The following is a 20,324-nucleotide window of genomic DNA, read 5'->3' as shown; positions in this document are numbered from 1 at the left end:
CTTCCAGTAAGAAAATCTCTAACTACGGAGTCGATTCATGTGGATTATTATTAAAGATATTTTAGTTAACGTATTATTCATCTTATTCCCTGCGCTTTTTTATTTTGTTTTTCTTCGTGAAGATGGTCGTGAACGTGAAAAAGTTACTTCGAAATTCTTTTTCGTCTTGTTATTTTCCGTTATTCTGACAATGACTTTACCCGCTGTCTATTCGGATGAGTTCAAATACGATCTAAGAATCATTCCGATTATTCTCGGTTTCATGTATGGCGGTATTTTTCCAGGTATTTCCTTGTCGGCTCTAATGCTTGGTTTATCATATTTCTTATATCCAGGTGATTTTTACACCACGTTGGGTAACTACATAATCGCTTCAGTCGTCTTGATCATTTTAAGTAAGTTTTATCATACACAATCCACGAAAGTGAAGTTGTTCATTCTGACTGGCTTTTATTTCGTGATCGCCGGTTTAAGAGCAATTTATTTCATCGCAAATGGTTACTTCGACCAAGTAGAAATCACAATCTATCTCTCAGCGATCACATTATTCACTTTGATTTGTGTAATCGCCTTGATTGAAGCATTGAACCGACAGATCATGCTTCAAAGGGAACTTGAACATATCGAAAAAATGAATGCCATCAGTCAATTAGCCGCTTCAGTCGCGCACGAAATCCGGAATCCTATGACCACAGTCAGAGGTTTCCTTCAAATTTTAAGCGGGAGTAAAGAAATTCCCGAAGCAGACCGATCTTTCATCACTATTTCCATCGCGGAACTTGATCGAGCCCAAACCATTATCAATGAATATTTGTCCTTATCAAAACCGCAGAAAAACGACTTGGAGGTCATCGATTTTTCAAAAGTAATCAATGACTCGATTCAGGTCATCTCAACTTACGCGATCATCAATAATGTGGAAATCACAAAATCAGTTGATGAGGCTTTAAAGGTGAAGTGTTATAAGCATGAAGTCCAGCAGGTGCTCATCAATATCATGAAAAATGGGATTGAAGCGATGGAAGGTTCCGGAAAAATGCATGTGTCGGCTGTGAGGAAGGACCAGTGGGTTGAAGTCATCATCCAGGATAATGGTTCAGGTATTCCAAATGATCAGTTGAAGCGCCTGGGTACACCTTATTTTTCAACGAAAGAAAAAGGTACTGGCCTAGGACTTACAGTAAGTTTTGAAATCGTGAAACGCATGAACGGAACCATTGATGTACAAAGCCAAGTCGATCAGGGCACGACCTTTACAATCCGTTTGCCCGCTACCATATCCATTGAAAATGAAGTGCATATATAAATAGGGCTGACCCTTTCGTGTCTGACAGGGTCGCCCTATTTTGTTTGTTAAATGCCTTCTTTTTGAGCTTCTAATTGAGTTATCTGCTTTTTCAAGTCTTTTATTTGCTTGTTCAGTTCAAGGGTATTGTTCTCATTATCGGGTTCCACTTCTCTCGCGATCAAATTCGATAATTGTAAATTCAACAGATCAATTTCGTTATTGATCTGTTGTTCGTCTTTTGACAAGTGCACATGATGTTTCCATTCCTTATACGAACCTTTATACTCGTAAAACCCATTATCCAGTGAAAAAACACGGTTTGTGACTTTTTCCAGCATATACGGATCGTGCGAGACCGTAACCACTGACCCAGGGTAAACGGCAAGTGCATCTTCAATTCTTTCCCTCGTTTCAATATCAAGATAATTGGTCGGCTCGTCAAGTACAAGAAGATTGGCTTCCGAAAAGTATAACTTCACAAAAGCTACGCGGCACTTCTCCCCCATGCTCAACTCTTTTACTTTCTTGAACACATGATCTCCTCTGAACAAAAAACAAGCAAGAATCGTCCGTGCGTCAGCTTGGGTCATCTGTGGAAGGTCTAAGATCTGCTCAAGAATCGTCTTGTTTGGTGCAAGCCCCTCAAGTTCCTGCATGAAATATCCGATTTTCAGTTGTGGATGATGTATGACATTCCCCGATACAGGGAGAAGATGCCTGGTAATCAATTTGAGCAATGTCGTTTTCCCGGTCCCATTCCGCCCGATCACCGCGATTCTGTCCCCTCGGTCGATCGTAAAGGATAAGGAATCAAATAGCATGTCATTCTGTGGATATCGAAAAGCTGCAGCATTGAACCTGAGTAACGTTTTGCTGTTAAATGTACCAACTTCCAATTCAACATTGATCTTGGGTCCGTCTTTCGGTTTCTCAATCTGGTCGTTTTCAAGACGTTCTAACGCAGCTTCCTTCGCTTTGAATCTCGTCATATTCTTGTTCGCCTTCTTCTTAGCAAAAGGGTCCCGTTCACTTGCGGCGCTATGGGATTTCTGAAACCATTGTTTATATTGGGTAACAGCTTCCATGAGCTTTCTTTTTTCGGCTTGTTGTTTATGGTATTGGGTTTCTAATGTCCTTCTTTCATGTTCTACGCTGCGTTTATATTCTTCATAGCCACCGTGGTATTTTTTCGTCCCATCAGGCGAGAGCTCATACGTAATATTTGCGACTTGATCGATGAATGCGCGTTCATGGGAAATGAACAATACTGCTCCTCTAAACGATTGAAGCCATTCTGCCAACCATTGGATTGTTTCTGCATCTAAATGATTGGTCGGTTCATCTAAAATCAAACCTTTTGGATTGCGCAGCATAACCCTGGCAAGCCTAGCTCGTGTTTTTTGACCGCCGCTTAGGTTTGTGATGGCCTGATCCCAAATTTCCTTCGGAAGCCTAAGCTGCAGCATACATTTCTCTACAGCTGTTTCCCATTCATACCCACCCAATTCATCATACGATTGCAATACGTTACTATAGTCTGAAAGTACATCGATATCTTCTGGATTTTCTTGGATCGCTTTTTCACATCTTCGCAAGATACGCTTTGCATGAAACAGATCTGAAGATTCACTTTCAACAAACTCTCTCGTTGTAACATGGTAATCCAATAAAGAATCTTGTTCCACAATTCCCCATTCTTCACTTTTCATCGGATGGAAAATCGTGCCTCCGGATACTTTCTCTTTACCTAGCAAACAATTGATGAAAGTTGTTTTTCCAACTCCATTTCTTCCGATTAATGCAATGTGATCCCTATCGTTGATTTCTATTGAAGCATTTTTGAATATTTGTTTTCCATTCCGTTCAACTGTAACGTTATCAGCCTTCAAAACCAGCATACAAATCCCTCCAGTACATCTTTTTTGAAAAGGTTGTTTTCGCAAACCTTGTTGCTCCTGAAAGTCGTTGATTTCCCCTCAAGGATGCTCGTTTTCCGCGGGGCATGCGGTGAGCCCGCAGGACAAGGAAAGCTTCGGCAGCGTTCCATCGCACGAAGAAAATGCGATTTTCATTTTCGAGGAGTCTCGCACTTTGCTCTCCAATCAACTTGCACAAGGTGATTTTTTAAAAATGACTCCATAGCAACAATCTTTTAGAAAAGAGCCTTAGAAAATAAAAAAACACAGGCCGCTGCCTGTGAACCAGATGCATGGATTCATGCTAAATTGATCAGCTGAAAAATTCCGATCAAAAAGAAGAACGATATCTAAATGACGACACACTTATCCCTATACTCTGATTTCAGGCAGAGCCATTTTTCGTATTAAGCTACGCGAAAAATGTTAAGGGACTTCATGATTTTAGAATCGATACCTCCTCTAGATTGTCTTTTTATTATAAACGACAACACCAGAAAGTTCCAATGTTATTTCATATAATGTTTCACATGGAACAATCTTCTCATCCCCTCACCCTACAAATGGTGTAAAAGATATCGTCAAATGATTTTCAAGTGGTATGATAGGTATAACTCTAATGGCAAAAGGAGGAAAAGCAGTTTATTATGCAGCCAACACCGATTTCGACCCACCAGCGCATTGCAACGATTGATATCATAAGAGGATTTGCCCTTCTTGGCATTTTTCTCGTCAATATGCCGGCTTTATCCGCACCTGCATTGATGTATGACCTGTATTCGGTTCAACCAACATACCAAGGAATTAATCGCTGGGTTCGTCTCCTTTTCGATCTATTCATACAGGCAAAGTTTTACCCGATGTTTTCATTTCTATTTGGATTTGGTTTCTACATATTCCTTTCAAGGGCAGAACTTAAAACCGACAAGCCACGTAAGCTTTTTATCCGGCGTTTGGTTATTCTACTTGCTTTTGGATTGCTTCACTTGATTTTCGTCTGGTATGGAGACATTCTTCACACTTACGCCTTGATTGGGTTTCTTCTCGTATTCTTTTATAATCGCAAACCAAAAACCATTCTTATTTGGGCGATTTCATTACTTGTCTTTTTTTATACAATTGTGGCCTTGCCGCTTTTAGCTCCACCATCTTTCCATGAATCCTCAAACTATGTAAGTGAGACGGTTGGCAGCAAAAAAGTGGAGGAAGCCGTATCGATGTACCAGGACTCAGGGTATTTTGAGTTGACAGCTTACCGTTTCAAAAATGAAGTGCTCCCTGTCCTTGAGTTCTTTGTATTTAATATCCCTCAGATTCTAGCACTCTTCTTATTAGGATTATATGTTGGAAAAAGAGGAATCATAGCAGAACCAGCATCGCATAGAGGGGTGATCCGAAAAATATGGTTGACGAGCGGGGTCATTGCATTGCCTATGGTAGTCTGGTTGACAGCGATCGAAATGGATTGGCTTGATTATGGTGTCTATAAAGAAGGACTGACCTATTTACTTATTACGCTAAGCGGAGTATTTCTAGCTTCTTTTTACATCTTTTCGTTGGTTCTATTTTTACAGAAAACGAGAATGAATCGAATCTTACAGGCTTTTGAGGCAGCTGGAAGAATGGCGTTAACGAATTATCTTGTCCAGTCCATCCTCACCATCATCATTCTGGTTTCTTCAGGACTTTATTATGAAATCAGCTTGACTTTCGGGCTCATGATGGTGTTGATCCTATTTTCCATGCAGCTTATGGCAAGCCATTACTGGTTGAAGTATTTTCACTTTGGTCCATTCGAATGGGCTTGGCGTTCCCTTACCTATAGACAATTGCAGCCTATGAAGCGAAAGGATCTTCCTGATAAAAATATGTCCTTATGATGGTTGGTCTGTCCCATAAGTGTCCGACACTTTTTGGGACAGCTTTTTACACATAAAGAAAGTATCAATGCAACTAATGGCTCAGCCTAAGGCTTGGTTTTGCCAAGTTTTCTTTATTAAAGTGAAAGCCAATCGATTTTCGTTTCTAACAGACTTAGAGTTTCAGCTTCTTTACTGTCGGGAAGTGGATGGTAGTTATATGCCCAGTCGACTGCTGGCGGCAAGCTCATGAAAATCGACTCGATACGGCCTCCTGAATTCAACCCGAATTTCGTTCCACGATCATAGACGAGATTAAACTCGACATACCTTCCTCTCCGGATCCGTTGCCATGTCAGTTCCAAGTCTCCATAAAGTAGATTGCGGTTTTCATTTATCAGGTTCGTATAAATTCCTGAAAACGCTTCTCCTACCTCTTTCACAAAACAGAAGCGGTCTTTTAACGAAATCTCATGCGTGGCACCTAGGCGATCAAAAAAGATACCTCCGACTCCACGTGCTTCATTACGGTGTTTGATATAAAAATACTCATCAGCCCATTTTTTAAAAGCGGGATAATACGAAGGGTGATGGTGATCACATAGAGATTTAAGCTTTTGATGAAACCTTTTTGCCTGAAGGACATCAATATAAATCGGAGTTAGATCAATACCCCCTCCAAACCATCTCTCGCCACTAGAAGTTTCAAAATAGCGGACGTTCATATGGATGATGGGAATCAATGGACTTATAGGATGCATGATGACAGAAACACCAGTAGCATAGAAAGAGCCGCCACGACTGACTTGCAGTACATCCGCCATCTGATTGGAAAGGAGACCATATACTTCTGAAAAATTGACCCCGCCTTTTTCGATGATTCCCCCATTCTGCATGATACGTGTGCGACCGCCGCCTCCTCCCTCACGTTTCCAAAGCTCTTCCTTGAAAGCTTCTTTTCCATCGCAGGCTTCTAACGCTTCACAAATATCATTTTGTAAGGATTTGAACGATTGACTGATCTCTTCTTTATCAAGATTCACTACCTTTGTTCTTTCTACTAAGTCCATAAACGTAAGCTGGCGTTCGGGAAAAAACGGCTAAATCAGGTACCAGCTATTCCTCCTTCACTTGATTTACTTTTTCCAAAGATATTTGTGCAGGATCATTGGTGTAGTAGGAATGACTTCATGAACCAAAGAATACAACAACATGAAAATTTTGTAAAATATTAACTTTTAGTGTCGATGGGAATTCGCTCCGAACCCCAAACCTCCTACTCGTTCGGAGCTGTGGAGTCTCGCCCGGCTCGCTGTTCCCTCAGGAGTATCGCAAATTTCGTTTCAAACAAACTTATTAGGGGACACGACTCTAACGGACACAGGAGACCTTATTCGGGACAAAACAAGGTAATCTAGTAATCTAACGGACAGGAGAGACGCTATTTGACCAAAAGAGCATGTTTTTCCACCAATTAAGGAAAATAAGAGCTCTGGTGTCCGTTACGTCGGGGAAATTGAGGAGATGTTCACAAATAAGAGCGCTGGTATCCGTAAAAAGTTTTGTTTCAACTTTCATCGCGAATCGCAGCCTGATTTCTTCTTACCTTAAAAAAAGAGCACTTTACCCTACAACAAGTTGACACTCCCACGGCTAAAGCCGCAAGCTGAACCTTCGGTCCAGTGGGATTCTCGAATGATTTTCCGTCCTCAGGCCATTTTAGTTTTGGACAACCTTCGAGCTTAGGGTTTGCCATCACCCCTCCTAAGACAGGGCCTATAGCCTCTTAGGCTGATCGACTTTGACCATCGATCACAGGTGCATGACGAATATTCATCGCCCCCACCCGATCCCGGTGGGTGTGGTAGCCGCACCGGCATTTGTATGAACGATCTTTGATTTTGTTCCGAATGCCGCATGATGGGCAGGTTTGACTCGTGTATTTGGGATCGACATATTCGACTTTGATTCCTGCGAGCGTTGCTTTGTATTCGATGAAGGACGCTAAACGATAAAAGGACCAGGTGTGAAGGTTCTTTGCATTTTTACGGCTTGTTTTTGCCGTCTGGCGAATGTTCGCCAATTGTTCCAAGCGTATGATTGACACATTATGTTTGACTGCGAAATCGACAATTTGCCTACTCACCTTATGGTCCTGATCCTTCATCCAGCGCTGCTCTTTATTATTGAGCTTTTTGATGGCAGTGAGCTTTTTCTTTCGTCCAAGCTTTTGTCGTTTGGATTTGAACCTCCGACGAACATACTTGTTTCGCCTTCCGTTGCCAAAAAACCGGATCTTCTCGTCTTCAGTGACCGCAACAGCCGGGACTTTCAGACCGAGATCGACACCCATAGTTTTGGTGCCCGTATTTTGTTGGGTCGGGATCTCTATCGAAAACTGAGCGATCCACTTGTGAGCTTTTTTCGTGATGCGGAGGGTCCCGCGTTTATGGGAAGCAAGTTTCGTGAGGATGTCTTGCGTGAAGGTGGCGTTGATGCGAATACGCTTGGATTTTCCGTCTACCATCAATGGTACTGAAACGGATCCCTCATCAAACGTGTAGTTCTGATTGTTCCAAAGGATGCAGGGTTTCTTTAAGATGGGGATGATTCGATATTGGGATTTCTTTACTTTCCGAAAGACACTTTTTGCATCCCGGATTGCCTGATTTTTGACAGCACTGGGGAGAGGAGCATTTACATGTTTGGAGGTTTTTCGGGTTGGTTCTTTCGCTTGTATCATTTCCGCTACAAGCGCATTGATCGTGGCAATATACGTGGTGCTCGAGCGACTCAATAAATCACTTTGATTTTGATTAGGCAACAGTTTCACTTGGACCGTGACCGTCTGTGACATGTTTACCCCCTCGTTTTTTGTTCTTCGACATCCCGTTGTTTCGGTTCTTTTTGTGTGCCTATATCCACCATTATACCAAACGTGCGTTCGCATTGAAAGAAGAAAAGAATGATTTATTCGCTTTCATCCCACCCCTAAAGGAGTGGGCTTTCCCGCTCATTAAAGCTGTAAACCGCTCCTCTCTAACTCATCCTTTGATTTTCTTGATGAACAACACTTTCAAATAATCGCCTTCTGGAAATTCCCTGATTGTTTTAAAATCCGCTGGTAGTGAATGGTCTTCGATCAGCTTATATGTTCCATTCATTTCTTTGAATGCTTTTTCAACGAATGATTTGAACTTTTTCATATCGAATCCGGCAAAATTCGTGGACGCAACAATCATCCCACCATTTTCGGTTATGGCAATCGCTTCTTTTATCAAATCTTTATAATCTTTCGCGACACTAAAGCGATGTTTCTTCGATCTCGCAAAGCTTGGTGGATCGAGGATGACCATATCGAACTTCAAGTTGTTACGAACTGCATATTTAAAATAGTTGAAAACATCCATTACTCGGATATCGTGTGCTTCGTAATCAAGACCATTCAAGCTGAATTGTTCAATCGTCTTATTCAAACTGCGGTTTGCAAGATCGACACTCGTCGTTTTTACGGCTCCTCCAAGCGCAGCAAAGACGGAAAACGCCCCGGTGTAGGAAAACGTATTCAAGACGGTCTTCCCTTCCGCATGGTGGTCCCTTATCGATTTGCGGACTCCCCTTTGATCAAGGAAAACACCAACCATCGCACCATCATTCAAATAAACAGCAAAATGAACCCCGTTCTCTTTTACGATTAGAGGAAATTGTGCACGTTCTCCAGCGAGAAAATCATCGTCCTCGATGTACTGCCCTTTTTGGTCAAAACGTTTCTTTTCATAAATGCCTTTGTATTCGATGGAACTTTGTAACGCTTCGACAATCGGTTGTTTAAATTGGTATATGCCCTCACTGTACCAATTTAGCAACAGGTAGCCATCAAAGTAATCGATAGTAAAACCACCGATTCCATCCCCTTCACCGTTAAAAAAACGGAACGCATTCGTCTCGTGATCATTAAAGAAAGATTTTCTATGCTCAATCGCTTTTTTAATTTGGTTTTCGAAAAAGGCGTAATCAATTTTTTCCTGTTCTTTTCGAGTAAGGATCCAGCCGTATCCTTTATTCTGTTTGCCGTAGTAACCTTTACCGATGAAACGTTTCTGTTCATCTACAAGCTTGAGGAGAGTGCCTTCTTCCTTCAGATCATTTAAATTGACAATCGCTTCCTTAAATAGGAGTGGATAGCCCCCTTTCAACTTATTGAAATACTTCGATTTTATCGTGAGCATGGTTTCTTTATTCATGATTGCCATCCTTCATTTGTTGATTTTAATGGTGAAGCTTCTGCATCCATACTACCATGTTTCAAATCGTTCACAAAACTTGAGGTTGAAAGCACGAAGCAACAAGACATGTATAGCCCTATTCCCACCAAATGTAAAAGAGGACCCACTGTAAACCTCGCAGCAAGTCCTCCATTTGTCCTTCTACATCTGTTTGAAAATTTCCAGGAAGGCATCCTTCAATTTCAGATCAATTTTCCTCGTAATCGCATCAACTGGGAGAATCTCTATACGTTCATCACCACTCAAATATCCGATCCAGAATGGTAAATATAACACAAAGGAAGGATTGAGCTTGATGTCGATCGATTTCCGTTTCTTCTCTTTTCGAAAAGCCTCCCAGTAAAGTGCTTTTCTCGCCATCTCTTCATCCTCTTCTTTTACAATAGGAAGCAGATTCATATCATCCCCCACTTGTTGAAGCGGATACTCAACCGGTAAGATGGCAGATGTCTTTGTCACAGCCTCAATTGCAACTTTCCCACAGATTTTATCCTTGTATGCTGTACTTTTTAGCTCATATGAGTAACACCAGAATGGCAGATAGGACAGCTCCATGCTCTTTAGCTGCTTCTTTTCTTTTTCGAAAAGACGCATGATCAACCCCGATTTATGTTCTTTGATCGCACTTGTCGCTTCTTTTTCTTCAATCGCAGGTTCAAGAAAGTATTGATTTTCCATGCTAGCCCAATCCTCCCTTCATCAAAATTCAATCTAATCGTTTTGTTGATTTTTGCGAATTTACTCACGAGTAACCGCAGGCGCAGGACGTACTTGTACAGGATGTACTGACTTCGACGTTCACCACATGACGTGATGGCTGTTAGTCGAAGATCCTTTTAAAAAAGGTGGGGTCTCGCTTGGCTCGCTTTTCCCGCAGGAGTGTCGCAAATTTCACTTCAATCAAACTTAGTCAGAAACCAACAATTATTTTATTTAACAGAGTTAAAGCGTCTGAAGGAACAACAGGAACGCCATTGCGATGAAGAAATAAATGACAAGATAGACCGGCCAGCTCTTTGTCTTGCGTTCTTCTTCAAGGGCAGCTTCGTCAACAGGCGCTGCTCCAGCTGCACGTCCTGCCAGTTTCTGTTGAAGAGCTTCATCCGTTTCTCTTACCGTCAGGCCAGTGAGCTTGTCTGGTGTCGGCTTTGCCCCTACTAGGCTTATTGCGTATCCTACTGCAAATGCCACCAACGCTCCGACAACGTTATAATACAACCAGGAAATCATCGTAAATTGTGTTACCGCCCAAACAGATACCATCCCGGCTAGAATCCCCGCAAAAGCCCCTGTACCATTCGTCCTTCTTGTAAAAATCGCCAGCAGGAATACACCCAACAATGCACCGTAAAAGTATGAACCAATTTTGTTGACTGCTTCAATGACAGGTCCGAGATTGGAAGCAAAGAATGCAAAAATCGTTGCATAGATTCCCCAGAATACCGTTACCCAGCGCGAAGCTTTCAAATAATGCTTTTCTGACGCGTTCTTATTCATGAACTTACTATAAAAGTCACGGATCGATACCGCTGACAAAGAGTTAAGCGCTGAATCGAGACTGGACATCGCAGCTGCAAATACCCCAGCCATGATCAATCCTGAAATACCTGCAGGAAGTTCATTCACGACAAACAACGGGAATAACTCATTTAAATCTTCAACATTTGGATTTCCATGATGCTGATAAAATACATATAACAGCACACCAATGAACAAGAATAAGAGCATCTGAGGAATCATCAAGACCCCGCTGAGAACAAGAGATAATTTACTTTCTCGAATCGACTTGCTCGTCAAGACACGTTGGATCTGACTCTGATCTGTTCCGAAATAGGCAGCATGAAGGAAGAAACCACCGATCACACCTGCCCATACGCTGTATTCAACATTCAGGTCAAGCGAGAAATCGAGGGATTGAAGCATACCTGCAGAAGAAGCCGTATCCATGATTTCGCCCCATCCCCCTGGCACCTTCGTATAGATGACAACAATACTAAGTGCTGCTCCAAGCCACAGAATCACCATTTGGATGACATCTGTCCATATGACAGCACTGATTCCACCAAGTACAGTGTAAGAGACCGCGATAACCGCCATCAAAATGATCGTAACCGAAATATCCCACCCAGTTACAACGGATAACACGAGTGCCGGTGCATACAGCACTACTCCAGTTGCGAGACCTCGGGCAATAAGGAACAAGGCAGCCGTCAACGTTCTCGTTTTAACATCAAAACGTCTTTCAAGATATTCATAAGCTGTGTAAACTTCCGTACGATAAAAGAAAGGAACGATTGTTGCAATCAGAAACGCCATTGCAAGGGGAACATTGATGAACGTATTGATCCGCTCGAGACCTCCTTCATACCCCCATCCTGGCGCACCTATAAAGGTGATCGCACTCGCTTGTGTTGCCATGACCGACAAACCGATCGCCCACCATGGGATGCTTCTCCCACCAAGGAAGTAATCCTTAGTCGATTTCTGGTTTTTCCCGAACATCGCACCAAATATTGCAGTACCGGCTATATAGATTGCAAAAATCGCGTAATCTAACAAGGTAAAGCTACTCATTAGATGACTCCTCCTTTTTCCCATTGCATACTTGAACGATTGTCATGAATCTCACTGCTGCTTTTTGTAAAAGTTCTTGCCCTTTATCCATTGCATCTAATAAAATCATAGGTTCATCGACGATTGGTAGAACTGAAGAAAGACCTTGTCCGGCAGCGGCTTGTAAATCCCCTTCAATCTTTCCGGCAAATGCGATTGTAGGCACCTTGTACGTGTTCGCAATCCGAGCAATCCCGACAGGTACTTTTCCATATAAGGATTGCGCATCGACTTTCCCTTCCCCTGTTATAACAAAATCGGCATGTTTGATATGTGATTCCAGTCGGCTAAAATCTGAAATCAATGTAAACCCGCTTTCGAACTTCGGGTTTAGGTATGAAAGGAGAGAGAAACCGAATCCGCCTGCCGCTCCGCTGCCTTCTGCCAAACGATGGTCATTCCCAGTATGAGTGGCAACGGTTTCTGCATAGTGTTCCATACCACTCTCAAAGAAAGGCATTTCGTCTTCGGTGACCCCTTTTTGCGGTCCAAAAACCGACACAGCCCCTTCTCTCCCAAGTAAAGGGTTGGTTACGTCAGATGCAATCGTGAACGTGACATCAGCCAATCTTGAATCCAGACCTGACGTATGAATGGATTTGATTTTACCCAATATACCACCCGCAGCTTGGATCTCCTTCCCTTTTTCATCTAAATAACGGATCCCTAATGCTTCAAAAAATCCGGTTCCAGCATCTACTGTGGCACTTCCTCCTAAACCTAGAATCACGTTTTCTGCACCCAAGTCCAGTGCTCGCGATACCAACTGACCTGTTCCATAAGTTGAAGCACGGTAAGGATCGAGCTCTCTATCTTTTAACAGGGGGAGACCAGATGCCCCCGCAGTTTCAATGACAGCTGTCTTCGTTGTTTCAACCCATCCAAAAGCTGCCTGTACCTTACGTCCGATCGGGTCCATTACTTCTTCTGTCTTTATTTCTCCATCTAAAATGGCAGTAAGGGCTTCGACCGTTCCTTCACCACCATCAGCCATTGGGACCGTAACAATATCCAGTTTTTGATCAACCTCTAACAAACCTTTTCGAATAGCTTCAGAAGCTTCAATGCTTGTCATATAGCCTTTGAATGAATCTGGAGCAACGACAATTTTCATGATCATCCACCTCCTAATTGTTTTGTTAACGTTATCTTACTAAAATGATGAAAACGCTATCTATGGTACAAGAAACAAAAAGATCGGTTTAATTTCTTCCATATTTGTTACAGGAAACAAAAGGTTGTTTTCTAATAGATTGTTGTTTTTGCAAATATTCTCGCTTGCGGGGTCTCGCTTAGGTTGCTTTTCCCGCTGGAGTCTCGCATATTTCCAATGCCAAAAGGTTCAGCACTTTTCATTACACATTCCATTAGCTACAAACTTTTAGAAAACAGCCAAACAAAAAGAGCTGACATTAGTATCCGTTCTAGTCAGCTCCTTTATTTATCGTATAAAATGTCATTGCCACATAGAGCATGACGGCTTCGCTCAATACACGAGGATCATAGCCCGTCTTCTCTTTGATACGTTTCAACCGGTATTGAAGGGTGTTTTTATGAATGAACAGCTTTTCTGCGGCTTCGGTAATCGAACCATTCGCTTCAAAAAAGCATTCCAGCGTTTCAAGCATCTGTGCGTGTTCAATACCGGTGTCTGTCAATAGGACTTTCTTGATATAAGCTTCCCGGGTCTCTTCGGAAAGATCATATGCAAAAGATTCGATTCCTAATTCATCATGGAATATAAGAGGTTGTTTTCGATTTTTCGCATGTAATAGCGCTCGCTCAGCTTCACGCACTGAGTGGGATATGCTCCTTGCGTCAACATACATCTGTCCAATTCCAGCGGTTGTCTCGAATTTATAAGATGTTTTGATTGCGGATTGGATCTTCTTCAACCGGTAACGTATCTTTTCCTTCTGTTTCATCTCAGATGAATGTTCATTTACGGATAACAACAACGTATACCGGGTGCTTCCTGAGGGGATGATGACATGTTGGCTTTGCTCAGGAAAATGGCTCTGGATCACATTCAAAATTTCACGCCGGAATCGTTGAAATTCTAATTCCCCTTTCACATCCGCCTCATAGCTTTTCAATTTTTCATATAAGATATCGTTAAAATCCTTTACCTCTAAAACCACCGCTGCTCTCGGTAAATGAACATTGATTTTATGTATCCAACCGCGGGCAGCGAATAGTTTATCATTTTCCCAGTCCCCCTCGATCCACTCATCGATGAATGATTCCCTCGCCCTGCTTTCAAGTTCGATCTGTTCTTCTATATAAGCTTCCTTCAGCAGTATTTCAGTCATTCGTTTGATAACTTCCCCGAACTGGACAACTTCCTCGGGCTTACCTGTAATCCCAATGACCCCGATGATTTGATCGTTCAATTCAACTGGCAGGTTCACCCCTCTTTTTGCCCCTTCAAATTCATCCTCTTCTTGAATGATAAGCGGTTCTTTCGTTTTTAAAACAGTCCATGCTCCTTCATGAAAATCACCGATTCTATTTGGATCGATACTTGCAATGATTTGTGCCTGCTCGTCCATGAAATTAATATTCTTGTTAATGATTTTGACGGTTTCCTCAACGATTGATTGCGCGGTTTGGGGCGATATGACCATTCTTTACACCTCATGTATAGAGTTTAAGAAGACTCGTTTACTCCTGAACCATTGCGTATCTCCTCTTGAGATTGTCCAAGAGCAGCGATGACAGCGCCAGCCGCTTGGATCCAACTTCCATTGACATCCAAGTTTTGACCTGTGACAGGGTCTCCTCTCAATTCTAATATACCCCCGACAGCTTGCATAGAATTCCCCCATGATTGCATGGTGTTTCCAATAATGCTAAACAGCTCCGTCCTGATCTCCTTCAATTCATCAATAACGGCTAATAATGCCCCAAAAGCTTGGAGCCAGTTACCAGCAATTTCGAACTGTTGTTTTTTTACGTAAGGGATTTCCGCTACAATTCCATATATGACAGTCAAGTTTCCTAAAGCTTGTATTTTGTTTCCCGTCGTTTCTAGACTGATTGTAGATTCCCCAGCAGCCTCCATTGCATTTCCTAAAGCTTGAAGGGCATTTCCGACAAGTCGAAGTTCTTTACTGATTATATGAGGAAGGTAGAGTGCAGGGGTACTACCGATTGCGGCTGCAACTGTGCCCACAGCCTGGATCCATGCCCCTGATAGGACGATGACCTGCTGACCCACTGTCATTTCCTCCCCTCTTTCGCCTCTTACGACTATAGTATTCTTTCGATAAGCGTATGTTAAGCATGTGAGCTTTATTGGAGACTCCGTTTTCGTTTATGCCTCTACAGGACTTAACTTCAAGGGAAGAGAAAAACACCTCCGAAAAACAGTATAATGAGTCTGGTAGTTGTCACTTTAACGGACACACAGGACCTTATTAGTAACAAAAAATGGTGATTTGGGAATTTAACGGACATGAGAGACGCTATTTTACTAAAAGTGCCTATTTTTCCAGCTGATTTCTGTAAATAAGGGCTCTGGTGTCCGCTAAGTTCAGGAATTAAAGCAAATATGCCAAAATAAGGGCTCTGGTGTCCGTTAGATTTCCAGTTCGCTTCTTAACCATGAAACCATGTAGACTTAAAAAAGGTGGTTTTTAAAAGATTGTTGCTATTGAGACCTGTAGTGCGGAAGAAAATCCAATCAACTTGCACAAGGTGAGTTTTTAAAAATAACTCAAGAGCAACAACATTTGCGAAAACAGCCTTACGAAAAGAGCGTAAAAAAAGATGAACCCCACTTATTCAGGTCCATCCTTTTTGTATTGTTATTTGAATTTGTCCGGAAATTGCTTGATGATTCCTTCTGAGAGAGCATCTGCCAACTTCAAGATATGCGTCTCCCCTTCGTCATAAGCTTTGATGTCATCATCCCAGCGTTTCTGTAGCCTAAACACAACTTGATCCGTTAAAAGGGCCAAATGTTCATCAAGCAGGTCTTTTAGTATCTTTTTCGGCCAATTCGGGTTTGTATCACTAAGGAACTGCGCAATTTCATCTGCGTTTGCATACCATTGTTTCGTGAATTTATCGACATTCGCCTGGTCATTGTTCTTAGCTGCTTCAACGAGCTCTCCTGCAATAAGGTTGGATCGCATTTCCGATATCCTTTTGGTTTTGTAAAAGGCGTGAAAGTACTGCATCTTGATCTTCCAGACCTCCTATCGCGCTGACAATATAACTTCTCGTCCATGTCACATGATCCGTCCATAGTCTCCTCATGTCAGAGTTGAGCTCTACGGTCCAAATCACCCAACTATCGGTCAAGCGACATTTCTCGGGAAATTTCCCCCTGTATCCACATTCATCAAAAAGGCAAAAATCAACCCTGTTCAACACATTTGTTCGCTGACCTGAGTATGCACAAGGTCCGCATAGAAACCGTTTTCTCTTAATAATTCCATGTGATTTCCCTGTTCGACAATCCTACCGCCATGCAGTACAAGAATCTGATCAGCGTTACGGATCGTATTTAATCGATGGGCAATCACAAAGCTAGTGCGACCTTCCATCAATGTCCTGAGCGCGTCCGTAATTTTCATTTCCGTTACCGTATCAATGCTGCTCGTCGCCTCGTCTAATATCAACAATGCAGGGTCAGCCAACATTGCTCTAGCTATCGAGAGCAATTGTTTTTGTCCGTGACTGATGCCCGCTCCATCTGGATCAAGAATCGTACCATATCCATCAGGCATCCGTTTGATGAACTCATGGACATGGGCAGCCTTAGCGACATTTTCGACCTCTTCATCCGTTGCATCGAGTCTTCCATAACGGATGTTCTCCCTGACCGTTGTATGAAACAGAATCGAATCCTGTAAAACGACACCCATTTGACTTCGCAAGCTTTCCCGTGTAATCGATTTGATGTCCCTGCCATCAACGAGGATGTGTCCCGAATCATTTTCATAAAACCTTGATAAAAGCGAGATAATGGTCGTTTTACCTGCGCCGGTTGGACCGACAAGTGCGATGGTCTGCCCTTTCTCAGCATGGAAATTGATATCTTTTAAAATCGGCTGATCCTCTTCGTAGGAAAAATAAACTGAATCAAACTCGATTTCCCCTTGAATCCGTTCAATATTACTTGCATCCCTATCATTTTCTTTTTCTTCTGCTTCATCAATGATTTGGAATACACGTTCTGCACCTGCGACAGCCGATAGGATCATATTGTACTGGTTTGCCAGATCATTTAGCGGTCTGGTGAATTGCCTTGAGTAGGTCGTAAAGGTGACGATGACTCCGATGGAGATGAATCCGTTAAGGGCAAGAATCCCTCCTGCACCTACAATGATGGCGAAGCTTGCGTTATTGAGCATATTCATCAACTTCGGAATGAAACCAGAGTATGTCTGAGCCCAATAACTCGCGTCCCTTAAGGAATCATTTTTTTCGGAGAACTCCTCAATCACACGATTTTCCTGTGAATACATTTTCACGATCTGGTGCCCAGTGAAAATTTCCTCAACATACCCGTTCATGTCACCTAAATGTTTCTGTTGCTTTTTAAAATAACGGCCTGTTCGTTTTGTAATCCACTTCATACCGAAATACATCACCGGTACGATTGTCAGTGTCAGAAGTGTAAGGACCGGGCTTAACCAGATCATCATTGCAATGGTGCCGGTAATCGTCAACACACTGGTTGTAAATTGGATCACGGCGGAATTCAGAGTCCTGCTTACGTTATCCATATCGTTCGTCAAACGGCTCATCAATTCACCATGCTGCCTTTTTTGGAAAAATAACAATGGCAGTCGCTGGATATGCGAAAACAAATGATTCCGCATAGAATAGACCGTATTTTGGGAAATACCGATCATCCAATAGTTTTGAAGCCATGACGTCACTGAATGGAGAATGTATACAGCTAATAACAAGCCTACCATTAGTATAAGCGTTTCTGTGACAGGGTCAGCAATGATTCGATCTACGGCAACTCCTAATAAATATGGACCGAGGAGGGACAATAAAGAACTGATCACGACAATGAACAGCACAACCATGAAGCGTTTCTTCTCAGTTCGGATGTACGTCCAAACCCTGGCAAGTGTCGACCACAAATTTTCGACTTTTGGCGGCTTCGTACCAATGCCCTGATGCCGTCGATGAGGATGCTGTGGAATACGTTCACGATGTTCATTCGATTTCAACATTTAGACCACATCCTCTTCCATTTGTGACTTGTACACACTCTGGTAGTAGGGGCTTGTTTTCAGCAAATCCTCATGACTGCCGCTTCCAATCAACTCTCCTTGATGCAACAGGAGAATTTGATCGGCAGCACGAATTGAACTGATTTTTTGTGCAACAAGGAAAATCGTGCAATCCTGCTTTTTCAACGTTTCAAGCAACCTTGATTCAGTGTGGGCATCAAGTGCGCTCGTACTGTCGTCTAAGATAAGGATCTTCGGCTTTCGCACAAGGGCACGTGCAATTGAGAGTCGTTGTTTCTGCCCCCCTGAAAAAGTGATTCCTTTTTGTCCCAATCTTGTATCATATCCATCTGGTAAACTCATGATAAAATCATGAATCTGTGCATCCTTTGCAGCAGCGATGATTTCCTCTGAAGTTGCCCCGTCCTTCCCCCACTCGATGTTTTCTTTTATACTGCCTGAAAATAGATGAGCTTCCTGCGGAACAACACTGATCTGCCTTCTTAAATGCACACGATCCATTTCGTCGATTTCGGTTTCATCTATGAAAATGTGTCCAGATGTTTTTTCTATCAGTTTAGGAATCAAGTTTAGAAGCGTTGTCTTTCCAGATCCTGTCTCACCCAATATGCCGACTGTTTTATGTTCTTCTGTTGAAAAAGAAACGTCCTTTAGCGTTTCCGAAAATTGTTCACCATACCGGAACGACACATTTTCAAAACGAAGACTCCCTCTGATTGTTTGCTTCAATAGAGCCTGCTCAGGATGTAGATGGTCTGTATCATTGTTTAAAACTGCAGCAATCCTAGTAGCCGAAGCACTCCCTCTCGAATAGTTCATGATGAGGAAAGTGAAGACTGAAAAGGTAAAGAGGATACGGGTCGCGTAATTGATGATTGCGACAAGCTCTCCTGCTTTTACTTCCTGTAAGTCGAGCTGAACTGCTCCTATCCAGAGAATAACGATGATGACGATATTCATTCCGAGCATCACGACAGGCATCGCTACTTCCATCATCCATAACGCCTTTTTATTTTGATTCGTCAGGGAATGGTTCACATGTTTAAATCGATCTTCTTCAAAATCTCCACGATTGAAGCCTTTGATCAAGCGGATGCCCGAGAGGTTTTCACGAATGACGGTATTGACACGATCCAGTTTCTCTTGAACTTTACGAAAAAGGACAACACCTTTGGTCAAAATCCAGAATAAAAAAAGAAGCAGGATGGGCACGGATATAAGAAGATGTGTCGCAAGGCCGGGATGGACAAAGAAAGCCATGATGATACCACCAATAATAAATAAAGGCGCTCTCAGAGCAATACGCATAAGCATGAACAATAAGCCTTGAACCTGTGTAACATCGTTTGTCATGCGTGTCACGAGCCCTGGAGTAGAGAATTTCTGAAAATGGTTGCTCGTGAATTCCTGCACCTTATGAAACAGGTCTCTTCTCAAGTCATGGCCAACACCTTGGCTCGCATGGGCAGCAAAGAAAGAATTTGTGATCCCTGCTGCAAAGGCAATCAATGAAAGACCAAGCAGTACGCTTCCCCACACTGCCACGACCGATAAGTCTTCTTGTAAAATCCCCTCATCAATGATCTTAGCCATAAGCATCGGCTGGACCAATTCTACAATCAATTCAAGCACCATAAGTGATAACGCAATGGAAACAGGTAATTTATATATACGTAAATAGGAAAATACCTTTTTCATGTATGGAACCCCCGGTGTTTCTTGAAGTTTTGACACTCCCACGGCTAAAGCCGCAAGCTGAACCTTCGGTCCAGTGGGATTCTCGAATGATTTTCCGTCCTCAGACCATTTCTGTTTAGGACAACCTTCGAGATCAGGGTGTGCCATCACCCCTCCTAAGACAGGGCCTATAGCCTCTTAGGCTGATCGACTTTGACCATCGATCACAGGTGCATGACGAATATTCATCGCCCCCACCCGATCCCGGTGGGTGTGGTAGCCGCACCGGCATTTGTATGAACGATCTTTGATTTTGTTCCGAATGCCGCATGATGGGCAGGTTTGACTCGTGTATTTGGGATCGACATATTCGACTTTGATTCCTGCGAGCGTTGCTTTGTATTCGATGAAGGACGCTAAACGATAAAAGGACCAGGTGTGAAGGTTCTTTGCATTTTTACGGC

16 protein-coding genes are annotated in these 20,324 nt (G+C 42.6%); 3 read left to right on the top strand and 13 right to left on the bottom strand.

The genetic code is table 11. From position 1 onward, the window contains the following. Positions 1 to 37: 37 nt before the first annotated feature. Positions 38 to 1,306, top strand: coding sequence for an ATP-binding protein (locus tag ACTWQL_RS24260; RefSeq protein ID WP_443144932.1), 1,269 nt, complete (start codon positions 38 to 40; stop codon positions 1,304 to 1,306). A 47-nt stretch (positions 1,307 to 1,353) separates the two neighbouring features. Here ACTWQL_RS24260 and abc-f read toward each other — a convergent pair whose 3' ends face one another. After that, the gene (abc-f, locus tag ACTWQL_RS24255) at positions 1,354 to 3,186 is read right to left on the bottom strand and encodes a ribosomal protection-like ABC-F family protein (RefSeq protein WP_443144931.1); all 1,833 of its coding nucleotides are present in this window, start codon (positions 3,184 to 3,186) and stop codon (positions 1,354 to 1,356) included. A 109-nt stretch (positions 3,187 to 3,295) separates the two neighbouring features. On the opposite strand from abc-f, the gene ACTWQL_RS24250 reads away from it, so the two are divergent. Continuing rightward, positions 3,296 to 3,430, top strand: coding sequence for a hypothetical protein (locus tag ACTWQL_RS24250; RefSeq protein WP_443144930.1), 135 nt, complete (start codon positions 3,296 to 3,298; stop codon positions 3,428 to 3,430). Between the two features lie 421 nt (positions 3,431 to 3,851). Continuing rightward, positions 3,852 to 5,084 (top strand): DUF418 domain-containing protein, encoded by a 1,233-nt coding sequence (locus ACTWQL_RS24245; protein ID WP_443144929.1) that lies wholly within the window; start codon positions 3,852 to 3,854, stop codon positions 5,082 to 5,084. A 116-nt stretch (positions 5,085 to 5,200) separates the two neighbouring features. Here the strand turns inward: ACTWQL_RS24245 and hemF are convergent, their stop codons facing one another. The 12 genes from hemF to ACTWQL_RS24185 all read right to left on the bottom strand — a co-directional run. Continuing rightward, complete coding sequence (hemF, locus tag ACTWQL_RS24240) at positions 5,201 to 6,133, bottom strand: oxygen-dependent coproporphyrinogen oxidase (RefSeq protein ID WP_443144928.1); 933 nt, start codon at positions 6,131 to 6,133, stop codon at positions 5,201 to 5,203. 716 nt (positions 6,134 to 6,849) lie between these two features. After that, positions 6,850 to 7,920 (bottom strand): RNA-guided endonuclease InsQ/TnpB family protein, encoded by a 1,071-nt coding sequence (locus ACTWQL_RS24235; RefSeq protein ID WP_443144927.1) that lies wholly within the window; start codon positions 7,918 to 7,920, stop codon positions 6,850 to 6,852. A 187-nt stretch (positions 7,921 to 8,107) separates the two neighbouring features. Further along, positions 8,108 to 9,307 carry a class I SAM-dependent rRNA methyltransferase gene (locus tag ACTWQL_RS24230; RefSeq protein WP_443144926.1) on the bottom strand — a complete coding sequence of 400 codons (1,200 nt, stop codon included), beginning with the start codon at positions 9,305 to 9,307 and terminating at the stop codon, positions 8,108 to 8,110. Positions 9,308 to 9,490: 183 nt separating this feature from the next. Next, positions 9,491 to 10,027 (bottom strand): hypothetical protein, encoded by a 537-nt coding sequence (locus ACTWQL_RS24225; RefSeq protein WP_443144925.1) that lies wholly within the window; start codon positions 10,025 to 10,027, stop codon positions 9,491 to 9,493. A 264-nt stretch (positions 10,028 to 10,291) separates the two neighbouring features. Beyond that, positions 10,292 to 11,923, bottom strand: a complete 1,632-nt coding sequence (locus tag ACTWQL_RS24220) for a sodium:solute symporter (RefSeq protein WP_443144924.1) — start codon at positions 11,921 to 11,923, stop codon at positions 10,292 to 10,294. Then, positions 11,916 to 13,076, bottom strand: a complete 1,161-nt coding sequence (locus ACTWQL_RS24215) for a glycerate kinase (RefSeq protein ID WP_443144923.1) — start codon at positions 13,074 to 13,076, stop codon at positions 11,916 to 11,918. The genes ACTWQL_RS24220 and ACTWQL_RS24215 overlap by 8 nt, the downstream gene beginning before the upstream one ends. 310 nt (positions 13,077 to 13,386) lie before the next feature. Further along, on the bottom strand, positions 13,387 to 14,589 hold the full coding sequence (locus ACTWQL_RS24210) for a CdaR family transcriptional regulator (protein ID WP_443144922.1): 1,203 nt from the start codon (positions 14,587 to 14,589) through the stop codon (positions 13,387 to 13,389). A 23-nt stretch (positions 14,590 to 14,612) separates the two neighbouring features. After that, entirely contained in the window at positions 14,613 to 15,182 is a 570-nt protein-coding gene (locus ACTWQL_RS24205) for a DUF6944 family repetitive protein (RefSeq protein ID WP_443144921.1), read from the bottom strand. Positions 15,183 to 15,771: 589 nt separating this feature from the next. Continuing rightward, positions 15,772 to 16,101, bottom strand: a complete 330-nt coding sequence (locus tag ACTWQL_RS24200) for a hypothetical protein (RefSeq protein ID WP_443144920.1) — start codon at positions 16,099 to 16,101, stop codon at positions 15,772 to 15,774. Between the two features lie 234 nt (positions 16,102 to 16,335). Then, positions 16,336 to 18,162 carry an ABC transporter ATP-binding protein gene (locus ACTWQL_RS24195; protein WP_443144919.1) on the bottom strand — a complete coding sequence of 609 codons (1,827 nt, stop codon included), beginning with the start codon at positions 18,160 to 18,162 and terminating at the stop codon, positions 16,336 to 16,338. After that, positions 18,163 to 20,028: an ABC transporter ATP-binding protein gene (locus ACTWQL_RS24190; protein ID WP_443144918.1), complete on the bottom strand. Its 1,866-nt coding sequence runs from the start codon at positions 20,026 to 20,028 to the stop codon at positions 18,163 to 18,165. Positions 20,029 to 20,058: 30 nt separating this feature from the next. Continuing rightward, on the bottom strand, positions 20,059 to 20,324 hold a 266-nt coding region (locus tag ACTWQL_RS24185; RefSeq protein ID WP_443144917.1), incomplete at its 5' end, for an RNA-guided endonuclease TnpB family protein.

This window comes from Pseudalkalibacillus sp. R45 (genome assembly GCF_052246725.1).
Taxonomy (GTDB): domain Bacteria; phylum Bacillota; class Bacilli; order Bacillales; family Fictibacillaceae; genus Pseudalkalibacillus.
The sequence above is the reverse complement of the archived record's forward strand: the minus strand, read 5'-3'. Positions and strand labels throughout refer to the sequence as shown.

What these genes read in the sequence shown, in the direction of transcription:
- ACTWQL_RS24195 (WP_443144919.1), bottom strand. Translation starts at nt 18,162, where the DNA reads ATGTTGAAATCGAATGAACATCGTGAACGTATTCCACAGCATCCTCAT.
- ACTWQL_RS24190 (WP_443144918.1), bottom strand. Translation starts at nt 20,028, where the DNA reads ATGGCACACCCTGATCTCGAAGGTTGTCCTAAACAGAAATGGTCTGAG.
- ACTWQL_RS24210 (WP_443144922.1), bottom strand. Translation starts at nt 14,589, where the DNA reads ATGGTCATATCGCCCCAAACCGCGCAATCAATCGTTGAGGAAACCGTC.
- ACTWQL_RS24235 (WP_443144927.1), bottom strand. Translation starts at nt 7,920, where the DNA reads ATGTCACAGACGGTCACGGTCCAAGTGAAACTGTTGCCTAATCAAAAT.
- abc-f (WP_443144931.1), bottom strand. Translation starts at nt 3,186, where the DNA reads ATGCTGGTTTTGAAGGCTGATAACGTTACAGTTGAACGGAATGGAAAA.
- ACTWQL_RS24230 (WP_443144926.1), bottom strand. Translation starts at nt 9,307, where the DNA reads ATGAATAAAGAAACCATGCTCACGATAAAATCGAAGTATTTCAATAAG.
- ACTWQL_RS24260 (WP_443144932.1), top strand. Translation starts at nt 38, where the DNA reads ATGTGGATTATTATTAAAGATATTTTAGTTAACGTATTATTCATCTTA.
- ACTWQL_RS24225 (WP_443144925.1), bottom strand. Translation starts at nt 10,027, where the DNA reads ATGGAAAATCAATACTTTCTTGAACCTGCGATTGAAGAAAAAGAAGCG.
- ACTWQL_RS24215 (WP_443144923.1), bottom strand. Translation starts at nt 13,076, where the DNA reads ATGAAAATTGTCGTTGCTCCAGATTCATTCAAAGGCTATATGACAAGC.
- ACTWQL_RS24245 (WP_443144929.1), top strand. Translation starts at nt 3,852, where the DNA reads ATGCAGCCAACACCGATTTCGACCCACCAGCGCATTGCAACGATTGAT.
- ACTWQL_RS24220 (WP_443144924.1), bottom strand. Translation starts at nt 11,923, where the DNA reads ATGAGTAGCTTTACCTTGTTAGATTACGCGATTTTTGCAATCTATATA.
- ACTWQL_RS24200 (WP_443144920.1), bottom strand. Translation starts at nt 16,101, where the DNA reads ATGCGATCCAACCTTATTGCAGGAGAGCTCGTTGAAGCAGCTAAGAAC.
- hemF (WP_443144928.1), bottom strand. Translation starts at nt 6,133, where the DNA reads ATGGACTTAGTAGAAAGAACAAAGGTAGTGAATCTTGATAAAGAAGAG.